20 protein-coding genes are annotated in these 22,300 nt (G+C 71.9%); 11 read left to right on the top strand and 9 right to left on the bottom strand.

Annotation, left to right across the window (positions count from 1 at the left end; genetic code table 11):
- Window positions 1-33: 33 nt before the first annotated feature.
- Window positions 34-753 (bottom strand): hypothetical protein, encoded by a 720-nt coding sequence (locus DQ392_RS22985; RefSeq protein ID WP_114017588.1) that lies wholly within the window; start codon window positions 751-753, stop codon window positions 34-36.
- A gap of 288 nt (window positions 754-1,041) precedes the next feature.
- The gene (locus DQ392_RS22990; RefSeq protein WP_114017589.1) at window positions 1,042-2,514 is read right to left on the bottom strand and encodes a catalase; all 1,473 of its coding nucleotides are present in this window, start codon (window positions 2,512-2,514) and stop codon (window positions 1,042-1,044) included.
- 256 nt (window positions 2,515-2,770) lie between these two features.
- Here DQ392_RS22990 and DQ392_RS34555 point away from each other — a divergent pair, with 256 nt between their 5' ends.
- Together DQ392_RS34555 and DQ392_RS22995 are read left to right on the top strand one after the other, a co-directional pair.
- Window positions 2,771-2,926 (top strand): hypothetical protein, encoded by a 156-nt coding sequence (locus DQ392_RS34555; protein ID WP_181856542.1) that lies wholly within the window; start codon window positions 2,771-2,773, stop codon window positions 2,924-2,926.
- A gap of 88 nt (window positions 2,927-3,014) precedes the next feature.
- On the top strand, window positions 3,015-5,753 hold the full coding sequence (locus tag DQ392_RS22995; RefSeq protein ID WP_114017590.1) for a class III lanthionine synthetase LanKC N-terminal domain-containing protein: 2,739 nt from the start codon (window positions 3,015-3,017) through the stop codon (window positions 5,751-5,753).
- Between the two features lie 51 nt (window positions 5,754-5,804).
- Here DQ392_RS22995 and gcl read toward each other — a convergent pair whose 3' ends face one another.
- From gcl to DQ392_RS23015, 4 genes are all read right to left on the bottom strand, one after another.
- Entirely contained in the window at window positions 5,805-7,574 is a 1,770-nt protein-coding gene (gcl, locus tag DQ392_RS23000) for a glyoxylate carboligase (RefSeq protein ID WP_114017591.1), read from the bottom strand.
- A 160-nt stretch (window positions 7,575-7,734) separates the two neighbouring features.
- Window positions 7,735-8,667, bottom strand: coding sequence for a 2-hydroxy-3-oxopropionate reductase (locus tag DQ392_RS23005; protein WP_281273032.1), 933 nt, complete (start codon window positions 8,665-8,667; stop codon window positions 7,735-7,737).
- A gap of 60 nt (window positions 8,668-8,727) precedes the next feature.
- The gene (locus DQ392_RS23010; RefSeq protein WP_114017593.1) at window positions 8,728-9,546 is read right to left on the bottom strand and encodes a TIM barrel protein; all 819 of its coding nucleotides are present in this window, start codon (window positions 9,544-9,546) and stop codon (window positions 8,728-8,730) included.
- Window positions 9,547-9,757: 211 nt separating this feature from the next.
- Window positions 9,758-10,639: an SAM-dependent methyltransferase gene (locus tag DQ392_RS23015; protein WP_114017594.1), complete on the bottom strand. Its 882-nt coding sequence runs from the start codon at window positions 10,637-10,639 to the stop codon at window positions 9,758-9,760.
- Window positions 10,640-10,884: 245 nt separating this feature from the next.
- On the opposite strand from DQ392_RS23015, the gene DQ392_RS23020 reads away from it, so the two are divergent.
- From DQ392_RS23020 to DQ392_RS23055, 8 genes are all read left to right on the top strand, one after another.
- A complete protein-coding gene (locus tag DQ392_RS23020) occupies window positions 10,885-11,790 on the top strand; it encodes a helix-turn-helix domain-containing protein (protein WP_114017595.1) in 906 nt (301 codons plus the stop codon).
- A gap of 38 nt (window positions 11,791-11,828) precedes the next feature.
- A complete protein-coding gene (locus DQ392_RS23025; protein ID WP_114017596.1) occupies window positions 11,829-12,083 on the top strand; it encodes a YkoF family thiamine-binding protein in 255 nt (84 codons plus the stop codon).
- Window positions 12,083-12,466: a helix-turn-helix domain-containing protein gene (locus DQ392_RS23030; protein ID WP_114017597.1), complete on the top strand. Its 384-nt coding sequence runs from the start codon at window positions 12,083-12,085 to the stop codon at window positions 12,464-12,466. The genes DQ392_RS23025 and DQ392_RS23030 overlap by 1 nt, the downstream gene beginning before the upstream one ends.
- 168 nt (window positions 12,467-12,634) lie before the next feature.
- Complete coding sequence (gene uraD / locus DQ392_RS23035; RefSeq protein WP_114017598.1) at window positions 12,635-13,153, top strand: 2-oxo-4-hydroxy-4-carboxy-5-ureidoimidazoline decarboxylase; 519 nt, start codon at window positions 12,635-12,637, stop codon at window positions 13,151-13,153.
- Complete coding sequence (gene uraH / locus DQ392_RS23040; protein WP_114017599.1) at window positions 13,150-13,575, top strand: hydroxyisourate hydrolase; 426 nt, start codon at window positions 13,150-13,152, stop codon at window positions 13,573-13,575. The genes uraD and uraH overlap by 4 nt, the downstream gene beginning before the upstream one ends.
- A 5-nt stretch (window positions 13,576-13,580) precedes the next feature.
- Window positions 13,581-14,516, top strand: a complete 936-nt coding sequence (gene pucL / locus DQ392_RS23045; protein WP_114017600.1) for a factor-independent urate hydroxylase — start codon at window positions 13,581-13,583, stop codon at window positions 14,514-14,516.
- Window positions 14,517-14,711: 195 nt separating this feature from the next.
- On the top strand, window positions 14,712-16,109 hold the full coding sequence (locus DQ392_RS23050; protein ID WP_114017601.1) for an 8-oxoguanine deaminase: 1,398 nt from the start codon (window positions 14,712-14,714) through the stop codon (window positions 16,107-16,109).
- A 316-nt stretch (window positions 16,110-16,425) separates the two neighbouring features.
- A complete protein-coding gene (locus DQ392_RS23055) occupies window positions 16,426-17,940 on the top strand; it encodes a nucleobase:cation symporter-2 family protein (protein ID WP_114017602.1) in 1,515 nt (504 codons plus the stop codon).
- A 124-nt stretch (window positions 17,941-18,064) separates the two neighbouring features.
- On the opposite strand, the gene DQ392_RS23060 is transcribed toward DQ392_RS23055, so the two are convergent.
- The 3 genes from DQ392_RS23060 to DQ392_RS23070 form a co-directional block, all read right to left on the bottom strand.
- Window positions 18,065-18,760 (bottom strand): helix-turn-helix domain-containing protein, encoded by a 696-nt coding sequence (locus tag DQ392_RS23060; RefSeq protein WP_114017603.1) that lies wholly within the window; start codon window positions 18,758-18,760, stop codon window positions 18,065-18,067.
- A 154-nt stretch (window positions 18,761-18,914) separates the two neighbouring features.
- Window positions 18,915-19,649 carry a dipeptidase PepE gene (gene pepE, locus DQ392_RS23065; RefSeq protein ID WP_114017604.1) on the bottom strand — a complete coding sequence of 245 codons (735 nt, stop codon included), beginning with the start codon at window positions 19,647-19,649 and terminating at the stop codon, window positions 18,915-18,917.
- Between the two features lie 110 nt (window positions 19,650-19,759).
- On the bottom strand, window positions 19,760-20,605 hold the full coding sequence (locus DQ392_RS23070; protein ID WP_181856543.1) for an IclR family transcriptional regulator: 846 nt from the start codon (window positions 20,603-20,605) through the stop codon (window positions 19,760-19,762).
- Window positions 20,606-21,144: 539 nt separating this feature from the next.
- Between DQ392_RS23070 and DQ392_RS23075 the strand changes: the two genes are divergently transcribed.
- A complete protein-coding gene (locus tag DQ392_RS23075) occupies window positions 21,145-22,137 on the top strand; it encodes a DUF1177 domain-containing protein (protein ID WP_114017606.1) in 993 nt (330 codons plus the stop codon).
- The last annotated feature ends 163 nt before the right edge of the window (window positions 22,138-22,300 follow it).

The raw sequence follows: 22,300 nt of genomic DNA on the forward strand, positions 1-22,300 counted from the left end.
CCTCCCGGAGGAAACGGTGGAAGTGGGGTCGCTTCAGCGGCGTGTGCGCAGCAGGTGCTGGGCCGCTTCGTTGATGGCGCTCGGTGTTCCGGTGAGGTCGAGGACGAACAGCGGGAGGGCGAGCGCCTCGGCCCGGGCCCGCGCGTCGGGCGCGTACCCGGCAAGGGCGAAGCACACGGCTTCCACGGAGTCGTTGAGCCCGGTGAGCCACAGGGTCTCCACCTCGCGCACCCCGGTCGGCGTGGTGGAGGGGTCGACGTGGGCGACGACCCGTGCACCCCGCACGTCGACCCCCGAGGCCGGGATCCGCTCGGCGACCCGCACCCCCTCGAACCCGAGCCACCGCAGGTACTGCGCGGCGGCGTTCTTGGCGTCGTGCGCCGTGCGGATGGTGACGGGTCTGAACGGCGGCCGTACCACCGGCGTCCCGGGCGCGGCGGGCGCCGCCACCGGGGGCGGCCCGGTGGTGGCGCCTTCGCGCGCCGGGGCGCCGGCGCGGGCGACCGGCACCCGCAGTGTGGTGCCGCAGCCGCAGCCCAACTCCGGCTGCGGCCACTCGTCGACGCGCCCGCACGCCGGGCACCGTACGGAGATCCAGGAGCCCGCCCAGGTGCGGTGGCGCACCTGGGTCGCGGAGGCGGTGGCGAGCAGGGGCAGCGCGATCGGAGCGCCGCATCCGCAGGGGTACACCGGGGCCGCGTAGTGGTGCTCGCGACGGCACACGGGGCAGCGCACAAGCACACTTTCAGCCATCGTTCGGGCTCCAGCAGGTCGTCCGGCACTTCGCCGGTCACGGCACGATTCCCCCCATCGTGCCCCAGCCCCGCCCTGATCGTCACCGGCCGTTCCGGTCGCCGGTGTCGCGCGGTGGGGGCCGCTGTCGCGCGGTGCCCGCCGTGCGGGAGGATGACACGAGGATGCCCCCGCGCGGGACGGCCACCCCTCATCAACTGGACCGTCCCGCACGGGGGCGCGCACGGACCGACCTCCCAATCGGTCCCGTACGCCGCTCATGGTGCGGCTGGCGCGGAGCGCGGGTGCTCAGCCCTCCTGCAGCTCGCGGACCGCCTCTTCGACGCGCTTGCCGTACTCCGGATCCGCGGCGGCGAAGTGGGCGATGTTCTTCTCGACGACGTCCTCGCGCGAGACCTGCGAGAGGCCGCCGGCGATGTTGGCGACCAGACGGTTCTTCTCCTCCTCGGACATCAGCCGGTAGAGCTCGCCGGCCTGGAAGAAGTCGTCGTCCTTGGTGTGCTGCGGCGCCTCGTGGGTGCCCCAGTGGCCGGTCACCGGCTGCGGCGCGGACAGCGGGGCGCCGGTCTCGACGGGGCCGCCGTAGGAGTTGGGCTCGTAGTTCTTGGCGTGGCGGTCGTAGGCGTTGGTGGCCATCAGGCCGTCGCGGCCGTAGTTGTTGGCGCCCGTCGCCACGGCCTTCGGCGCGTTGACCGCGAGCTGGGTGTGGTTGACGCCGAGCCGGTAGCGGTGCGCGTCCGCGTAGGCGAACAGCCGGCCCTGGAGCATCTTGTCCGGCGAGGGGCCGATGCCGGGCACGAAGTTGTTCGGCGAGAACGCGGACTGCTCGACCTCGGCGAAGACGTTGTCCGGGTTGCGGTCCAGCACCAGGCGGCCCACGCGGATGAGCGGGTGGTCCTTGTGCGGCCAGATCTTGGTCAGGTCGAACGGGTTGAAGCGGTAGTCGGCCGCCTCCGCCGCGGGCATGACCTGGACGTACAGCGTCCAGGACGGGTAGACGCCGCGCTCGATCGACTGGAGCAGGTCGGTCTGGTGGCTGTTGGGGTCGGAGCCCGACAGCTCGGCGCCCTGCTCGGCGGACAGGCAGCGGATGCCCTGGTTCGTCTTGAAGTGGTACTTGACGAAGAAGGTCTCGCCCTCCGCGTTGGTCCACTGGTAGGTGTGCGAGCCGTAGCCGTTCATGTGGCGGTAGGAGGCCGGGATGCCGCGGTCGCCCATCAGCCAGGTGACCTGGTGGGTCGCCTCGGGCGAGTTGGCCCAGAAGTCCCAGACGTTGTCGGGCTCCTGCTTGCCGGTGAACGGGTCGCGCTTCTGCGAGTGGATGAAGTCGGGGAACTTCAGCGGATCCTTGATGAAGAAGACCGGGGTGTTGTTGCCGACGAGGTCGTAGTTGCCCTCCTCGGTGTAGAACTTCAGGGCGAAGCCGCGCGGGTCACGGGCCGCGTCGGGGCCGCCGAGGCTGTCGGCGACGGTGGAGAAGCGGGCGAACGTCTCGGTGCGGCGGCCGACCTCACCGAGGAAGTGGGCGCTGGTGTAGGCGCTGACGTCGTCCGTCACCTCGAAGTAGCCGTACGCGCCGGAGCCGCGGGCGTGCACCACGCGCTCCGGGATCCGCTCCCGGTTGAACCGCGCCAGCTTCTCCAGCAGGTGCTGGTCCTGGAGGAGGAGCGGGCCACCGATGCCGGCGGAGGTGGAGTTCTGGTTGTCGGCGACGGGCGCACCCGCCTCGGTGGTCAGCGTGGGCTTCGACGACTTCGACATGGACGACCTTCCTGGGGCGTGTTTCGCGGAAAACAGTTTCCGCATCATGGAGCGTAGGGAGGCCCGCAGGGCGAGTCAACAGTTTGTTGAAATTTTGGCGCGGGGGAAACCCGTAGGACGGCGACACGGCCGGAAACCCGCCGCTTCCCGGGTCTTGTCCGCCCCTGTCCGCCGCTCATATCGTCCTCGGGTCGCGACGCACGCACGTGCTGACCGCACGTGCTCAAGGGAACATGACGCTTTCACGGGAGAAACCATGGAAACGCTGTCAGAGTTCACGCCACGCGAGGCCGGGGCCCTCCCGGCGGAGCCGCAGACCTCCTTCGCCGACACCGACATGAGCACCGCGGCGGCGGACCGCTGCCCGATCAGCATGTGCGTCGACCACTGCGTCGGCACCCAGACCGGCTGACCGCACGGCCCGCAGGACCGGCGGCCCCCGGGCCGCCGCTGAGCGCCGCTGACTGCTGAGGGACCAACGCCTTGGGGGAGTCGGGTCGATGACGGACTGGAACGCGGTGGACAGCCTGCGCGCGCTCGTCGAGGAACCGGCTCCCCCAGGGCACCCGGCGGCCACGGGGGAACACGTCGTCACCCCCGGGCCACACTGGGTGCACGTGCGGCCCCACGAGGCGGACCCGCTGCCCGGCGAGGGCTGGAAGCTGCACATCTCCTCCCGGGCCGCCACCCTCCCCGCGCTCGCCGAGGTGCTGCTGCCCAGACTGCTGCGGGAGCGGTGCCGCTTCAAGGTCGTGCGCTCCGCGCGGGCGCTCGCCCTCATGAACGACGGACAGCGCAGCCCCGCCTCGGTCGGCAAGGCCGTCACGGTCTACCCGTCCGCAGGGCGCGTCCGCGGCCTCGGCCTGGAGCTGGCCGCGCTGCTGCGCGGCCACGAGGGCCCCCGGGTGCTCAGCGACCGCCGGGTCGCCGCCGACGCACCCGTCTACTACCGGTACGGCCCCTTCCGGGCGCAGTGGCACGCGGGGGACAAGGGCACCCTCGTGGTGCGGCTGCACGGCGCGGACGGTGAGGTCTTCGACGCGGCCGCCACCCTCGACTACCGGCAGCCGTCCTGGGCCCGCGACCCCTTCAAGCCGGAGGCCGGCCCCCGGGACCCGGCGCCTGACGACCCCGACCACGGCGAAGGCGCGGCCGAAGCGCCGCTGCTGGGCGGGCGCTACCGGGTGCTGGAGGGCCTGCGGGAGTCGGCGCGCGGCAACGTCTACCGCGCCGAGGACATCCGCGCCCCCGGCCCGGCCCACGGCTCCGCGCGCCCCACGCTCGTCGTCAAGCAGGCGCGCGCCTACGTGGCCGAGAACGCGGACGGTGTGGACGTCCGAGCGCGGCTGCGCAACGAGCGGCGGGTGCTGGAGACCTGCGCCGGGGTGCCCGGCATCCCCGCCTTCGTCGACCACTTCGCGCACGAGGCGGACGAATACCTGGTCACCACGGACGCCGGGGACACCAACCTGCTCCGCCACATACGCGGGAACGGCGCCCTGCTGCCGCCGGTCCCCGGAGCCGGCCCCGGCCGCGGTCTCGGCCCCGGCGGCGAGGGAAGCGCGGCGCGTGCCGAGCGCGAGCGGCGCGCGGAGCGCTTCGCCCGGCTGTGCGGCGACCTGGCCACCACCCTCCTGGCGCTGCACGAGAGGGGCGTGGTCATGCGGGACATCTCGCCGCGCAACGTCGTCCTGGGCCCGCGCCGCGCCCACCTGATCGACTTCGGGATCTCGGCGCTCGACGGCCTCCACCTGCCCGGCGGCACCCCCGGGTTCGCGCCCCGCGAGCAGCTCGACAAGACGGCTGAGCCCCGCCCCCAGGACGACCACTTCGCGCTGGGCATGGTCCTCGCCTACGCCGCGACCGGACTGCTGCCCGTGGTGGGGGCCGCCACCACCCGGCTGGCACGCGAGCGGCAACTGGCCTGCCTCGCGGCCGTCTACGGCGAGAGCCGCGCCGCGCTGCGGGCCACGCTGGCGCAGCTGCAAAGCGGCGACGCGGACGCCGGGCGCAGCGCCCTGCTGGCCCTGGCCACCCAGCCACCGGCACAAGAACCCGCACCGGCGGCGCCCCCACCGGCGCCCGCCCCCGCCTCCGCGCCCCGCCCGGCAGGGCCGCCGTCCCGCACGGCGGGGACCGCGTCGCGCGCACACCTGGCGCAGGCGGTGCGGGAAGCGCTGCTGGCGGGCGTCGCCGACTACCAGTTCGGCGGCGAGTACGCCGACTTCCCCGCCGTGGACGCGAGCCTCTACACCGGCAGCGCCGGAGTCGGCCTCGAACTGCTGCACCACCGGGAGGAGCCCGGCGTCGCCAAGGTCCTCGACCAGCTCGCCGCGCACGCGCACGACGGGCTGCGCCGCGTCGCGCTGCCACCCGGGCTCTTCTCGGGGCGTACCGGCACCGAGCTCTTCCTCGCCGGGGCGCGCGCGGCCGGTGTGGCCGTACCCGAGGGGCCGCTGCCCGGCGGCACCGAGTGGAGCGCGCCGGAGCCCGAGACGGACGTGATCAGCGGCCGTGCCGGAGTGGGGCTGGCGGCGCTGTCGCTGGGCGACCTGGACGCGGCGCGCGAACAGGCCGGGCGCCTGGCCGCGCTGCCGCCCCGCACCGCGCCGCGGGACGAGGACGACGCGAGCGGCAGCGACCCCGGATTCGGCTACGCGCACGGGTTCGCCGGGACGACCGACCTCCTGCTGCTCGTCGCGGCGCGCACGCCCGACGACTCGGCTCTGCTGAGCGCCGCGCACGCCCACGCGCGCGAACTGGCCCGCCGCACGGTCCAGCTGGCCGCTGCCTCGCGCGGCCCCGAGGCCCTGCCGATGGTGGCCTCCTGGTGCCGCGGCCTGGCGGGCGCCGCCCGCACGCTCCAGCACGCCCGCGAACTCTTCGCCGGCGAAACTGACTTCGCCCCGGCCGCCGAACAGGCCGCGCTGGCCGCCGCCGAGTGGGTGCCGCGCATGGAGACGCCGGGCCAGTGCTGCGGCGCCAGCGGCGTGGGCACCATGCTGGTGGAGCTGGCGCGGGCGACCGGAGACGGCCGCTGGCTGGAGGCCGCGCACGAGGTGGCGGACCATCTGCTGCGGCGCAGCCTCGGCCCCGACGAGGCGCCCGCCCTGCTGAACACCGAGCTCCAGGAGACCCCGTACTCCTGGGCGCAGGGCTACGCCGGGATCCTCACCTTCCTGCGCCGCCTGGAGCACCCGGACAGCCCCGGCGTGCTCGGCCCCGCTGCCTCGGAGTGAGGGAGCGGGGCCGGCGGCGCACAGAGGAGGGGCGGGCGGGCCGCCCGGGCCTCAGCCCAGCGGCACCGTGGCCGTCGGCGCGTGGGACGCCTCGGTGGCCAGCTCCTCGAACTCGTTGACCGAGCCGATGTCGCTCCCGCTCATCGAGATGTTGGTGATCCGCTCCAGGATCGCCTCCACCACGACCGGCACCCGGTGCTCGGCGGCGATCTTCTTCGCCTCCTCGAAGGCGGGCAGCAGCTTGTCCGGCTCGGTGACGCGGATCGCCTTGCAGCCCAGGCCCTCGGCGACCTTGACGTGGTCGACGCCGTAGGCGCCCAGCTCCGGGGTGTTGATGTTCTCGAACTCCAGGTTGACCTGGAAGTCCATGTCGAACCCGCGCTGCGCCTGGCGGATCAGGCCCAGGTAGGAGTTGTTGACCAGCACGTGCACGTAGGGGATGTGGTGCTGCGCGCCGACGGCCAGCTCCTCGATCATGAACTGGAAGTCGTAGTCGCCCGACAGCGCGACGACGCTCGCCTCCGGGTCCGCCTTGGCGACACCGAGGGCGGCCGGCACCGTCCAGCCCAGCGGGCCCGCCTGGCCGCAGTTGATCCAGTGCCGCGGCCGGTAGACGTGCAGGAACTGCGCGCCCGCGATCTGCGAGAGGCCGATGGTGGACACGTAGCGGGTCTCGGGCCCGAAGGCGCGGTTCATCTCCTCGTAGACGCGCTGCGGCTTGAGCGGCACGTTGTCGAAGTGCGTGCGGCGTTGCAGCTCGCCCTTGCGCCGGCGGGTGGTGTCCGCCCACTTGGACAGGTCCTTGAGCTGCCCGGCGGCCTTGCGCTCCTTGGCGACCTCGACGAAGAGGGTCAGTGCGGCGTGCGCGTCGGAGACGATGCCGTAGTCCGGTGCGAAGATCTTGCCGATCTGGGTCGGCTCGATGTCCACGTGGACGAAGGTGCGGCCCTCGGTGTAGGCGTCCAGCGCGCCGGTGTGGCGGTTGGCCCAGCGGTTGCCGATGCCCAGGACGAAGTCCGACTCCAGGAAGGTGGAGTTGCCGTACCTGTGCGAGGTCTGGAGGCCGACCATCCCGGCGTGCAGCGCGTGGTCGTCGCCGATCGCGCCCCAGCCCATCAGGGTCGGCACGACGGGGACGCCGGTCAGCTCGGCGAACTCGACCAGCAGGTGGGCCGCGTCGGCGTTGATGATGCCGCCGCCCGCCACGATCAGCGGCCGGTCGGCCTCGGCCAGCATGTCCAGGGCCTTGAGAACTTGCTTGCGGGTCGCGGCCGGCCTGTGCGGCACCAGCGGCTCGTAGGTGTCGACGTCGAACTCGATCTCGGTCTGCTGGACGTCGATCGGCAGGTCGATCAGGACCGGTCCTGGGCGGCCCGAGCGCATCAGGTGGAACGCCTCCTGGAAGACGCCCGGAACCTGCGCTGCCTCCTTGACGGTGGTGGCCTTCTTGGTGACCGGGGCGGCGATGGAGGCGATGTCGACGGCCTGGAAGTCCTCCTTCTCGATCACCGCGACCGGCGCCTGGCCCGTGATGCACAGGATCGGGATGGAGTCACCGAGCGCCGAGTAGAGGCCGGTGATCATGTCGGTGCCGGCCGGGCCCGAGGTGCCGATGCACACCCCGATGTTGCCGGGCGCGGTACGGGTGTAGCCCTCGGCCATGTGCGAGGCGCCCTCGACGTGGCGGGCGAGCGTGTGCTCGACGCCGCCGGCGGCGCGCAGGGCGGCGTAGAACGGGTTGATCGCCGCCCCCGGCACGCCGAACGCGACCTCCACACCCTCACGCTTGAGGATCTCAACTGCCGCACGGGCAGCGGTCATACGAGCCATCGAACTCTCCTGGTTCGGTGCAGGTGGTACCCGGACGGCGGCGCCTGGGCGCGACAGGACAGTGTCGACGCCGCCGCCCGGAGTCGGTGGGTGTAAGCCCGCAGGTCAGGAACCGGGAGGGGTGTCCGGGGTGACCCGGGTGGGGCGTTTCTCAGTTGGCGCCGTCGGGGTTCTCGCCCGACAGCCGCTTGACGCTGCGCACCAGCGCCGAGTGGTCGAGCCCGCCGTCGCCCTGCGCACGCAGCGAGGCGACGAGCTGGGCGACCAGCGCACCGGCCGGTACGGCGGCGCCGACGGCGCGGGCCGCGTCGGTCACGATGCCCATGTCCTTGTGGTGCAGGTCGATCTTGAAGCCGGGCTGGTAGTCGCCGGCCAGGATGCTGTCCTTCTTGCGGGTCAGCACGGTGGAGCCCGCCAGGCCGCCGTTGAGCACGTCGAGCGCCGCGTTCAGGTCCACGCCGGACTTCTTGAGGAAGACCACGGCCTCGGCCACGGCCTCGATGTTGACGGCGACGATCAGCTGGTTGGCCGCCTTGACGGTCTGGCCGGAGCCGGCCGGGCCGCACAGCACGATCGTCTTGCCGAGGGCCTCGAGGATCGGCTTCGCCGCGTCGAAGTCCTCCTGCTCGCCGCCGACCATGATGGAGAGCACGGCCTCGATCGCGCCCGCCTCGCCGCCGGAGACCGGGGCGTCGAGGGCGCGCACCCCCTTGGCCTTGGCGGCCGCGGCGACCTCGATGGAGGTCTGCGGGGTGATCGAGGACATGTCGATGATCAGGCCGCCCTCGCGGATGTTCTCCAGGACGCCACCCTCGTGCAGGACGACGGCCTCGACCTGCGGGGAGGCCGGAACCATCGTGATCACGACGTCGGCGTCCTCGACGGCCTCCGCGATGGAGGAGGCGCCCTTGCCGCCGTCCTTGGCGAACTGCTCGACCTTCTCGGTCTCCAGTGTGTACGCCGTGACGTCGTAGCCCGCCTTGAGCAGATTGCGGGCCATGGGGTCGCCCATGATGCCCAGACCGATGAAGCCGATCTTGGTGTTGCCGGCCGTGTGAGCCATGACTGCTTGCCTTTCCCAGATCCTGTCGTTGCCCGCCCCGCGCACGGGGCACTGCCCCGGACCGCGTCCGGGGGAGGGTGATTACTTGCCGAGCCAGCCGAAGGAGGCCGCGCTGCCGTTGTCGCCCGGCTTGTACTCCAGCCCGATCAGACCGTCGTAGCCGGCCTTGTCCAGCCGGCCGATGAGGTCGTCGAAGTCGAGGGAGCCGGTACCCGGCGCGCCGCGGCCCGGGTTGTCGGCGATCTGTACGTGCCCGGTCTTGGCGGCGTAGCGCTCGATGACGCCCGCCAGGTCCTCGCCGTTCATGGACAGGTGGTAGAGGTCCATGAGGAACCGCGCGTTGCCCAGCCCGGTCGCCTCGTTCACCTTGTCGACGACCTCGATCGCCTTCGGGGCGCTCACCAGCGGGCACTTGGGCGACTCGGGCGCGTTGAGCGCCTCGATCAGCAGGACGCCGCCCACCCGGTCCGCCTCCCGCGCGGCCAGCTGGAGGTTCTCCAGCGCGAGTGCGTCCTGCTCCTGCTCGGTGACGCCCTCGACGCGGTTGCCGTAGAGGGCGTTGAACGCCTTGCAGCCCAGCGACCGGGCGAAGTCCGCGGCCACCTTCAGGTTGGCGCGGAACCTCTCCGACTCCTGGCCGGGGATGGACAGGGCGCCCCTGTCCGGGCCGGGGAGCTGTCCCGCGTAGAAGTTCAGCCCGGTGAGCTGGACGCCCGCGTCCTCGATGGCGCTGCGCAGCGCGTCGAGTGCGGAGCGCTCGGGCACGGGGGCGTCGACCCACGGCCACCACAGCTCGATCTTGTCGAACCCCGCGGCGGCGGCCGCCGCCGGGCGCTCCAGCAGGGGCAGCTCGGTGAAGAGGATCGAGGCGTTGACGGTGAACCGGTCCGAGGAGACCACTGCGACCGCCCTTCCTTCCTTGGGGGTTTCGTCCGGTGAGCGCGTCGAGTAATTCCGTATTGTGAAACTCGTATTCTGCTCACTGGAAGATTGCTCTCCGGGCGGCCCTCCTGTCAAGAGCCGCAGGCGGTCGCGGACAGCGAAGAGCCCCGGGCTCCGCCGGAATGACGGAGCCCGGGGCTCGATGTGCAAGCGCTGCCGACGCGCCTGTTCAGGGCTTGCGGGCGACCCCCGCCCACATGCTCACCAGCGCGTCCGTGGCGTCCCCCGGATCGTGCGGAGGCAGGTTCACGACCTGCGAGGTGTCCTGGTCCGGGTGCCAGCGGTGCGGCACCTCGATACCCGGCTCGACGAGGTCGAGCCCCTCGAAGAAGCGGGCGAACTCCTCCTTCGGCCGCACCTGGGCGCTGCCCCCGTCCATCTTGTAGACCTCCATGGCCTGCTCCCACTCCTCGGGCGCGAAGTCCGGGGTGCACTGGGAGAGGACGACGTAGCTGCCGGCGGGTATCGCCTCGACCAGATGCCGGACGATGCCGTGCGCGTCGTGCTCGTCGGTGATGTAGTGCAGCAGCCCCACCAGACACAGCGCGACCGGCCGGTCGAGGTCGAGCGTCTCGCGCACCTGCGCGGAGTGCAGGATGCTGTCAGGCCGGGTGATGTCCGCGTCCACGTACGCCGTGCGCCCCTCGGCCGAGCCGGTCAGCAGGGCGCGGGCGTGCGCGAGCACGATCGGATCGTTGTCCGCGTAGACGACGCGCGCCCGCGGCGCCATCGCCTGCACCACCTCGTGCAGGTTGGGGCTGGTGGGGATGCCGGTGCCGATGTCCAGGAACTGGTGGATGCCGCGCTCGGCCAGGAACCGCGCGGCGCGGTGCATGAAGGCGCGGTTGGCGCGGGCGGCGTTGCGGAACCCGGGGAAGGCTGCCAGCAGCTTCTCGGCCACTTCCCGGTCCGGCGGGAAGTTGGTCTTGCCGCCCAGGAAGTAGTCGTAGATGCGGGCGCTGTGGTGCCGGTCGAGGCCCAGGTCGCGCTCGCTGTGCGGTGGCCTGGCGGCACGCTCCGTCCGCCGTCGCCGCTCGCCGTTCCGGTCCATGTGTCTGCCCCTGTCGTCGCCTGAGCTGTGGGCGGCATCGTAGTGGCCCCAGGTGTGCCGAGCGCTCCATTCTGCGACACCAACTGCCGTGTCTCGAAGGGTGGTTGCGTGGTGCTCCGGGAGGGGGTATGGGGGCGCCCCGGCGGACACGGGCACGCCGGGGCGCGTATTCTCCCGGTGCCTGTACCGGACCGGTGCTCAGGTGCCACACTGTTGTGACCGCCCAGTCACCCTTGGGAGTCGGAATGTCCGCCATGATGCAGCCGTCAGGGGCGCCGTCGCGTGGGGGCGCGTCAGAAGCGCCGAACGGCCCCACCGCGCTGCGCATCATCCTGGGTGTCAAGCTGCGCAGGTTGCGGCAGGCGCTGGACATCTCCCGGGAGGACGCGGGCCGCGCCATCCGCGGCTCCCACGCCAAGATCACCCGGCTGGAGCGCGGTCAGGTCGGCGCCAAGGAACGCGACCTGCGGGATCTGCTGACGCTCTACGGCCTCCACGACCGGGAGGAGCGTGAGGAGTTCTTCGACCTCGCCCGCCAGGCCAACTCGCCGGGCTGGTGGTACCAGTACTCGGACGTGCTGGAGGACTGGTTCGAGCTGCACCTCGGCCTGGAGGACGCGGCCTCCCTGATCAGGACGTACGAGGTCCAGTTCCTGCCGGGGCTGTTGCAGACCGAGGAGTACGCGCACGCCGTCAGCCGCCTCGGCTACCCCAACACCGAGCCGCGCAAGGTCGCGCGGATCGTGGATCTGCGCATGGCCCGCCAGAAGCTGCTGCACCGCTCGGATCCGCCGCGCCTGTGGGCCGTGGTCGACGAGGCCGTGGTCCGTCGGCCGTTCGGCGGCGCCGAGGTGATGCGGGCGCAGCTCGAACACCTGCTGAAGGTCGTGCGGCTGCCGCACGTCACTCTCCAGGTCGCGCCCTTCGAGGTGACCGCGGCGGCGGCCGGCACGCCGGTGACGCTGCTCAGGTTCGCCGACCCGGACCTGCCCGACAAGGTCTATCTGGAGCACCTGACCAACGCGGTCTACCTCGACAAGCCCGCCGAGATCGACCAGTACACGCTGATCATGGACCGGCTGTGCGCCGAGGCGTTCTCGCCGAAGGAGACGGTCTCCTTCATCGAGGAGCTCCTGGAGGAGCTGCACTGAGCAGCCCGGGGCGCGGTGCCCTCGGTAGTGTGTGGCGCATGGAACGCTTGCGTGTGGAGTTCACGACCGAGCCTTTCGACCTCGACGAGGCTCCTCGGCACGCTGTCGTGGCCCGGGAGGTCGTCCAGGGTGCGGCACTGGATGCCGTGGACGTCGGCCCCTTCGGCAACACCGCCGAGGGCTCGGGCGAACAGGTGCTGGCGGCCGTGACCGAGCTGCTGCGCCGCTCGCTGGAGGCGGGGGCGACCCGGGTCTCCCTCCAGGTCAACGTGATCGGGGAGGACGAGGGCTGATGGGGGACGAGCCGCACGCCGCCCGCCATCCGTTCGTCGTGGCGGTCAAGCCGCTGGTCGACGCCATGGGAGGGGCGATGGTGGAGCCGGAACAGGCGCAGGGGGACGACGTGGTCCTCGCCTGGGAGGGCGAGGACGTGGTGGCTGTACGGCTGCCGCACCTGTCCGACTCCCTCGACCACCTCCTGGCCGAACTGGAGAGGCGGCACGGGGTGCCGCTCGCGGAGCTGGACCGCAGGAGCAAGCAGTCGGTGGTCCGGATCCTGGAGACGCGGGGAGCGTTCTCGGTCCGGCACGGGGTGGAGACGGTGGCCGGCGCCCTGGGCGTTTCCCGCTTCACCGTCTACAACTACCTGAACCGGGACGACAGCCGCTCGGACTGAGGGTCTCCGGCGCCGCGCCGGGAACCGCGAAGGAAAGCCCGCCATGCTTCCGCATGGCGGGCTTTCGTTTCCAAGATGTCGAAAAGGCTTCAACAAACTGTTGACGTGGTGTTGCCGGGGGACTTAGCTGTTCCCAGCCCGAACAGCACCACGGCCACGGAGGGTCCCGTGACTTCGCGTTCGACGCCAGGTCTCACCTGGTTCAACACCGCCAAGGACGCCGAGGCGCGCGCCGCGCTCCACGACGTGTGCGCCGCAGGAAGCTGGGGGAGCGCGCTGCTCTCCCAGCGACCGTACGACAGCGCCGAGGCTCTCTTCGCGGCGAGTGACGAGGCCACCGGGGCCCTCACCGACGAGGGCCTCGACGAGGCCATGGCCGGGCACCCGCCCATCGGCCGCCCGAAGCCCGGCGACCCGACCTCGGCCCGCGAACAGCGGAGCATGGCCGGCGCCTCCGAGGCACTGAAGGCCGAGATGCTCGAACTCAACCTGGCCTACCAGGACAAGTTCGGGCACGTGTTCCTCATCTGCGCCACCGGCAAGACCGCCGAGGAGATGAGGGACGCCGTTCGTCACCGGATCGACAACTCCCCCCGGCAGGAGAGGGAGATCGTGCGGCGGGAACTGGCGAAGATCAACCGTCTTCGACTCACCCGCCTCACGGAGGAAGGAGCCCCCACGGCATGAGCGACGCGACGAGTACCTCGGTGTCCACGCACATCCTGGACACCAGCCTCGGCCGCCCGGCCGCGGAGGTCGGTGTACGGCTCTTCGTACGCCAGGGTGACGGACAGGCCGCATGGGCCGCGCACGGGGCGTCGAAAACCGACGCCGACGGGCGCTGCAAGGACTTTCCGGCGCTGCCGGAAGGCACCACGCACGTACGGATCGTCTTCGAGACGGAGCCGTACTTCGCGCAACAGCACAGTTCGAATCCGCGCAGCCAGCGCGAAGCCGCGGAACAGCAGGACGCCCCCCGCGTAAGGGACAGCGCACCAGGCAGCTTCTTTCCCGAGGTCACCATCGTGTTCGCGGTCGACCCGGGCGAGCACTACCACGTGCCGCTGCTGCTCAACCCGTTCGGCTACTCCGTGTACCGAGGGAGCTGACACCTATGCCCACGATTCTCGGCCAGAACCAGTACGGCAAGGCGGAGAACCGCGTCGTCAAGATCACGCGGGACGGCGACACCCACCACATCAAGGACCTGAACGTCTCGGTCGCCCTCAGCGGCGACCTGGACGACGTGCACTACTCCGGCTCCAACGCCCACGTCCTGCCGACCGACACCACCAAGAACACCGTGTTCGCCTACGCCAAGGAGCACGGCATCGAGTCGGCCGAGGCGTTCGGCCTCCTGCTGGCCCGGCACTTCGTCGACGACACCGAGCCGATCCACCAGGCCCGTATCCGCATTGAGGAGTACGAGTGGGAGCGCATCGAGACCTCCGACGCCAACTCCAGGTTCATCGGCGCCGACGAGGTCAAGCACTCCTTTGTCCGCAAGGGCCAGGAGACCCGCACCGCGCAGATCACCTACGACGGTGAGGGCGTCGAGGTGCTCTCCGGGCTGAAGGACCTGACCGTGCTCAACTCCACCAACTCGGAGTTCTGGGGCTACATCAAGGACCGCTACACCACGCTGAAGGAGGACTACGACCGCATCCTGGCCACCTCGGTCAGCGCCGTGTGGCGGCACAACTACACAGGTGGCGAGCAGGAGCGGACGCCCAACTGGGAGAAGTCCTACGCCCAGACGAAGAAGCACATGCTGCACGCCTTCGCCGAGACCTACTCGCTCTCGCTCCAGCAGACCCTCTACCAGATGGGTTCGCGCGTCATCAACAGCCGGCCCGAGATAGACGAGATCCGTTTCTCGATGCCGAACAAGCACCACTTCCGCGTCGACCTGTCGCCGTTCGACATGAAGAACGAGGCGGCGGACGGGGCGGTCTACTACGCAGCGGACAGGCCCTACGGCCTGATCGAGGCGACGGTCCTCCGCGACGGTGCCACCCCTCGCATCCCCGTGGACATGACCAACCTCTGATCCACCCCTGCCTGCCCCTTCCCACCTTCCGGGGGACCGTTCACGGCCCCGGACTCCCTCGGCGGGCCCGCTTGTCGCGCGGGCCCGCCCGGGAGGGCGGTCCGTTCCCTGCGGACCGCGGGGCCCGGGACGGAACCTCCGCGAGGAGACGGGAAGAGCCCTGGCGGGGCCGTAAACCCCCCGAACGAGGACCCCATGGCGGACCAACAAGCCGCGGCTACCGGCCGCATCGTCATCGAGAAGTGTGCGATCGCGACGGTCGACGCGGAAGATACCGAGTACGCGACCGGTCACGTCGTCATCAACGGCAACCGGATCGAGTCGGTCGGTCCGGGTGACGCGCCCGGCGGCTTGCGACACGTCACGCGCCGCGTCGACGGCACGGGACACCTGCTCACCCCAGGGCTGGTCAACACCCACCACCACTTCTACCAGTGGATCACCCGTGGTCTGGCCACGGACTCCAACCTCTTCGACTGGCTGGTCGCCCTCTACCCCACGTGGGCACGGCTCGACGAGGAGATGGTGTACGCGGCGGCCCGCGGCTCGCTGGGGATGATGGCCCGCGGCGGTGTCACCACCGCGATGGACCACCACTACGTCTTCCCGCGCGGCGCCGGAGACCTGCTGGGCGCCGAGATACGCGCGGCCGGCGAGCTCGGCGTCCGCTTCACCGCGGCCCGCGGATCCATGGACCGCGGCACCTCGGACGGCGGACTGCCGCCGGACTTCGCCGTCGAGACGCTGGACGGCGCGCTGGCGGAGACCGAGAGGGCCATCGACGCCCACCACGACGCCTCGTTCGGTTCGATGCTGCACGTCGCCGTGGCGCCGTGCTCCCCGTTCTCCGTGTCCACCGAGCTGATGCGGCAGGGGGCCGAGCTGGCCCGCCGCAAGGGCGTGCGCCTGCACACGCACGGCTCGGAGACGGCACAGGAGGAGAAGTTCTGCCACGAGCTGTTCGGCATGGGCCCGACCGACTACTTCGAGTCGGTCGGCTGGCTGGGCGAGGACGTGTGGATGGCGCACTGCGTCCACATGACCGACGCGGACATCGAGGCGTTCGGCCGTACGAAGACGGGTGCCGCCCACTGCCCTTCGTCCAACGCGCGGGTGGCCGCGGGGACGGCGCGGGTGCCCGACATGCTCGCGGCGGGCATCCCCGTGGGCCTCGGCGTGGACGGTACGGCCTCCAACGAGTCGGGCGAGCTGCACACCGAGTTGCGCAACGCGCTGCTCATCAACCGCCTCGGCGTGCACAAGGAGAACGCGCTGACCACCCGCGAGGCGCTGCGTCTGGGCACCATGGGCGGTGCGCGGGTGCTGGGCCGGGCGCAGGAGACCGGCTCCCTGGAGGCGGGGAAGCTCGCCGACGTGGTGCTGTGGAAGCTCGACGGGATCGGGCACTCCACCATCGCCGACCCGGTCGCCGCGCTCGTCCTGGGGGCAGCGGCTCCGGTCACGCTCTCCCTCGTCAACGGCCTACCCGTGGTCGAGGACGGCCGGCTGACCCGGGCGGACGAGGACGACATCGCACGCTGTGCGCGGGACGAGGCCCGCCGCCTCGCCAAGATCGCCGCCGAGGCCGGCTGACCCGCCGGCGGACGGCACGGCGGGCCGCCTCGCGGCGGTCCGCAGGCCGGGCGCACCACCTGGAGCGCCCGGCCGACCCCTCAGACACCGGCCGGGGGGGACGGCCCCCGGCCGGTTCGGTTCCACGACGCGGCTTTCGGAAAAGCTGGCTTCTGTCATGCTCCGGACATCCGTACGGGCGCACCGCACCACCGCAGGACGCAGCACACCGCTGCGCCACCAGCACCAGAGCACCACCCCAACCACCACCTTGCACACCGCAGCACCTCCGGAAACTCGAGTGCCGCGACGGCGCCGTAAACGACAGGAGGACCCCGTGGCCAAGACGCCCAGGTTCACCACGCAAGGAAAGACGGCGGACGGCAGTGGGGACGTACCGGGTCAGGGCTCACAGGACTCACTGGACTCTCAGGGCCCTGCTGACCCCAAACACCCGGTCGACCAAGGCATGCCGCCGCTGAAGCTGTTCACCACCGGCCTCCAGCACGTCGCCGCGATGTACGCGGGAGTCGTCGCACCCCCGCTCGTCGTCGGCGCGGCGGTGGGGCTCTCTCCGACCGAACTGGCGTTCCTCACCGGGGCCAGTCTCTTCCTCGCCGGTATCGTCACGCTCTTCCAGACGCTCGGCTTCTGGAAGATCGGCTCCCGGCTGCCCTTCGTCAACGGCGCCACCTTCGCCGCCGTCGCCCCGATGCTGGCGATAGCCAAGTCCTCGGGCCCCGAGGACACGCTCCCCGTCATCTTCGGCGCGACGATCGTGGCCGCCGCGCTCGGTTTCGTCATCGCCCCCTTCTTCTCCAAGCTCATCAGGTTCTTCCCGCCGGTCGTCACCGGCAGCGTCATCACCCTCATCGGCGTCTCGCTGATGCCCGTCTCCTTCAACTGGGCCATGGGCGGCGACGAGAAGAGCCCGCACCACGGCGACTTCGCCAACATCGGCATGGCCGGGCTCACCCTGGTGATCGTGCTGGTGCTGCGCCGCTTCACCACCGGGTTCATGAAGCAGATCGCGGTGCTGATCGGCCTCGTGATCGGCACGCTGATCGCGATACCCGTCGGCATCACGGACTTCACCGCGGTGACGGAGTCCGACCCCGTCGGCTTTCCCACGCCCTTCCACTTCGGCGCCCCGCAGTTCGCGATCCCGGCGATCGTGTCGATGTGTGTGGTGATGCTGGTCTCCATGACCGAGTCGACCGCTGACATGCTCGCCCTCGGCGAGGTCGTGGACCGCCCCGCCGACCGGAAGACCATCGCGGGCGGCCTGCGCGCCGACATGCTCGGCTCCGCGCTCAGCCCCTTCTTCAACGGCTTCATGTGCAGCGCCTTCGCGCAGAACATCGGCCTGGTGGCCATGACCCGGATCCGCAGCAGGTACGTGGTCGCCACCGGAGGCGCCCTCCTCATCCTGCTGGGGCTGTCCCCGATGGCCGCCGGGCTGGTCGCCTCCGTGCCGCAGCCGGTCCTCGGCGGCGCGGGCGTCGTCCTCTTCGGCTCCGTCGCGGCGAGCGGTATCCAGACGCTCATGAAGGCCGACCTGAGCAAGGACAACAACGTACTGATCGTCGGCACCGCGCTGGCCGTCGGCCTCATCCCGATCGCGGCGCCGGACTTCTACCACGCGTTCCCCGACAGCGCGAAGATCATCCTGGACTCCGGCATCTCGACGGGATGCGTCACCGCCATCGTCTTGAACCTGGTCTTCAACCACCTGGGGCGCTCCCGCCGCGACGAGGAAGTCGTCGCCCACCCCATGGAACCGGGAGAAGGCATCTCCTACGAACGGGACGAGCCCGATCCGGTGCACGGGCCCGACAAGGCCCCCGCGTAACGGACACGGCAGCGCGAGGGCGTCGGGAGAGCGCGAGGGAAGCTCTCCCGACGCCCTCGCGCCTGTCCGTACGCGGCCACGGGGGCGACAAGGTCCCGGACGGGCGGTCGTCCGCCCGCCGCCCTCAGCCCTCAATGGCCTCCCAGAAGCGGGTGAGGATCTCCTGGAGGTAGGTGCGGCCCGCCTCGCGCGAGGTGGCCGAGGCCGGCTGCCCCCAGCCCAGAGACGCCGCGGCCGTGGACTGGTACCCGGCGTGCAGAGCGCGCAGCCCCTCCTCCACGTCCTCGCTGGGCAGCGGCACCAGAGCGCCGACCTGGTTCACATACGCCTGCCACCTGGTGGTGGCGGCCTTGCGCAGCAGCGCCGCCAACTCCTCGTCCCGCCCGGTGAACTCGATCAGCGCCGGCACCGGCAGCCGCAGCACCCGTGCCAGCGCCTCGGCCTGCCGCGCGTCCCCCGTCCAGGCGCCGGTGTCCTCGATGTGGGCGTACGCCTCCGGGGCCACCCCGATCTCCAGCGCGACATCGGCGCGCGAGACGCCCCGCGCCATGCGGTACTCGCGCAGCGTCCCCGGGCTGCCCATCAGATCGGAGGCCGAGCACCACAAAGCGCCCGCGAGCGCGGCGAGTTGCCGCTCGTCGGGCGCGGCCACCCCCGCCTCCCAGGCGGCGACGGTGCGCGCGTCGACGGCCACGCCGTAGGCGGCGCGCATCCCGTAGGCGACATCGGCCGGTGCCATGCGCAGCTCTTCGCGCAGCCGCCGTGCGGTCGTGCCGTCGAACGAACTCCCCGCCTGCCCCCGTGACGTGCCGTAGTGCATCGGCACACCGTACGGTCCGCACGGACGACGGCCTACCGTGCGTTCGCCCGAAGCGCGGGATTGGAGAAACCTCTATCGTTTCGGGGCATCCGACGGCTGTGCGCGACCTCGCCGGTGCGGTTTCGCGGTCCGGGCCGGGACGGGGACGGGCCCGTCAGGCCGTGCGGTGGTCGAAACGCGCCCGTGCGGACAGCAGGTGGCTCAGGTCGGCGCCGGGCGCGTGCTCGGCGGGATCGGCGTCCGTGGTGAACAGGCGGGCGCCCGCGGCGACGCCGCCCAACTCCAGCGCGTCGTCCGCGCGGCGCAGCCAGGTGCCCTCGCGCAGCCCGAGAACGGGCACGTCGTTCTCCTGGAGGAACTGCGTCAGCCGCTCCTCGCGGGTCTCGCCCATGTGGGCGCTGCCGGGCTGCGGGTCGAGGTAGTGCGGATTGATCTGGAAGGGGACCAGGCCCAGCGTCTCGAAGGAGGCGGGCTGGACGATGGGCATGTCGTTGGTGGTCCGCAGCGTGGGGCAGGCCATGTTGGTGCCCGCGCTCGACCCCATGTACGGCACGCCGTCCTCGCGCACGCGCCGGGTGATCGCCTCGGTCAGGCCGCGCTCCTGGAGCGACTTGAGCAGCCGGAAGCTGTTGCCCCCGCCGATGAAGACCGCCCGCGCCGCGGCCACGGCCGCCCGCGGGTCGTCCGCCGTGTGCACGCCCGTCACGCGGACGCCGAGCCCGTCCATGAAGGAGGCGACCTTCGCCGTGTAGCCGTCGTGGTCGGCCAGCGCGTAGGGGACGAACAGCAGTTCATCGATCCCGGCCAGGTGGTCGGCGATCACTTCGCGGGCGTGGTCGAGGTACGCGCGCCCGGGAGCGGAGGAGTTGGACAGCAGCAACAGCTTCATGGGTGGTTCGGCCTTTCGGTCTCGATGGTGGGGCGGCCTCGGTGTGAGGCGGTCTGTGGTGTGTGTGTCCGGGCTCGGTTTGAGGCCGTCTCTCGGCTTCGGGTGGTCTCTCAGCTCCGGGTGGTCTCCGGGCGGCGGGCGCCGCGCACCCGGCGCGGGGTGAGCAGCTCGCCGAGGTCCTGCGCGGCGGAGCGCAACGGCTCCAGCAACTCCCGCTGCTTGCCGGCGAGGTGGGCGTGCGGTCCGACGAGGGTGAGCGAGCCGACCGGCTGCGAGCGCACCAGCACGGGGACGGCCAGGCCCGCCGTCGCCGGGTCGTACTCGCCCTCGGAGTACGCGAAGCCGTCCGCCGGCACCCGGCACATCAGCTCCTCCAACTGGGCCGGGTCGGTGACGGTCAGTTCGCTGAAGCGGGCCATGGGGCGCCCGTAGAGGACCGCCGCACGGGCACCGGGGGTGAGCATCCCGAAGTAGGCGCGCGAGGTCGCGCCCGCGTGCCCCGGGTAGAGCTCGTCGGCCAGCCGGTAGGCCCGCAGGGGCCCCAGGGTGCCGTCCGCCGAGTCGACGCAGCGCAGATGCGCCCCGTCGGGCACGGCGAACAGCGCGGTCACTCCGCTGACCGCGGCCAGCTCCCGCAGGGCGGGGCGTACGAGCGCGGCCATACCGCCGTGGCGCTCCCAGGCGGTCGCCATGTGCCAGACGGCGGGGCCGAGCCGGTAGCGCCGGGTGACGGCGTCGGAGACCAGGAAGCCCCGGTGCGCGAGGGAGGCCAGGAGCCGCTGGGTGACCGACTTGTCCCAGCCGCACTCCGCCGCCAGGTCGGTCACGCCCCACTCCTCGCGGTCGTGGGTGAAGGCGAGCAGGACTTGCAAAGCGCGGTCCGCGGTCTGGAGCGGTGCTCCTCGATCGGTAGTCACGCCTCGCACTCTACCGTTACCCGATTCACTGTCCCTCATATAGGGAAAAGGTTGCTCTCTCGGAATCGTGGGAGCACGCTGGCCGCAACGGCCGACGGCTACCCCGACCCGGCCGACCCGCCCGTCCCCGGGGTCCGGACCGCACCCGGACCCCGGGCCGGGCACCGACCCGCCCACGCCCACCCGTCGCGCGCGGCCGGATCGGACCGCACGCGGCGCGGACGCTCCTTGCGAGCAGGCCGGGACCGCGCGGCGGCCCCCGCACGCCGTCCCCCGCGTCGGCGGCGGGCCCGCACGCCGGAACCCGCGCCCGCACCGGTAGGCGCCCCGCCCCGCCGCGGCCCCTCCGAGCCGTCCACAGTGCGGACCCCGCCCCGCGGCGTACCAGCGGTGCAGCTCGCTCGGGTGTACCGCCGGTGCACCCGGCTCCGGCGTACCGCCGGTGCCGTGCACCCGAACGCCGCAGGCGAGCCCGCGCAGGTGCGCCGCCTCCCGCGTCGGCACGCCCGGCGCCCCGCATCGGCACGTCCGACGCATCTCTCCCGCACAATCGCACGACCCGTACCAAGGAGCCCACGGTGCTCAAGCACGTACTCGACGTCATCGACCTTCTCGACCGGCCGCAGGCCGACGGGCACTCCCTCGCAGCCCACCTGCGCGGCGTGCTCGACCAGGCGCTCACCCAGGCGGGCCATCCGGACCCGGCGGCTGCCGCCGAGCGGGTGGAGATCTCCGTCACCCGCGTCGAGGGCGCCAAGGGGGGCACCGACTTCGTGAAGGTCGTCGTGCCCGGCCGCTCCGGCACCGGCGCGGGCGGCAGCGCACCCACCCTCGGCATCCTCGGCCGGCTCGGCGGCGTCGGCGCCCGCCCCGAGCGCACCGGCATCGTCTCGGACGCGGACGGCGCCGTCGCGGCGCTGGCGGCGGCGGCCAAGCTGCTGGACATGTACGGGCGCGGCGACGTGCTCGAAGGCGACGTCATCCTCAGCACCCACGTGTGCCCCGACGCGCCGACCAGGCCGCACGACCCGGTGCCGTTCATGGACTCGCCCGTCTCGATCCTCGACTGCAACCGCGAGGAGATCGACGTGGCCATGGACGCCGTCGTCTCCATCGACACCACCAAGGGCAACCGGCTGCTCAACCACCGCGGCGTCGCCCTCTCGCCGACGGTCAAGGAGGGGTGGATCCTGCGGGTCAGCGACGACCTGCTGGGCCTGCTGGAGACCGTGACGGGCGAGGACGCGCACGTGCTGCCGATCACGACGCAGGACATCACGCCGTACGGCAACGGCGTCCACCACATCAACTCGATCATGCAGCCGTGCGTGGCCACCTCCGCGCCCGTGGTCGGCCTGGCGCTGACCACGGGTCCTGCCGTCGCGGGCTGCGCGACGGGCGCCAGCCACGAGAGCGACATCGCCGCGGCGGGGCGGTTCGCCGTCGAGGCCGCGAAGGAGTACGGACGAGGAGCGGTCCGCTTCCACGACGCGGACGAGTTCGCCCGCCTGCTCGACCTCTACGGCCCCATGACCCGCCTCCAGTCGACTGAGGGAGCGACGCAGGACTGACCCCGCGAGCGGCCGGACGCCCCGCGGGGCGGCCCGGCCGCCGCCCCAGGTGCGAAACCGGGGCCCTCTCCCGCCCGAGCCTGTTGCGGCCGGTGGCCGGGAGAAGGGCACACGGGGCGGCACCCGCCGACCCACCGCACCACCCACGCACCGCATGCGCACC

The sequence above is a fragment of the Streptomyces reniochalinae genome (genome assembly GCF_003323735.1).
In the GTDB taxonomy this organism is placed as follows: Bacteria; Actinomycetota; Actinomycetes; order Streptomycetales; family Streptomycetaceae; genus Streptomyces; species Streptomyces reniochalinae.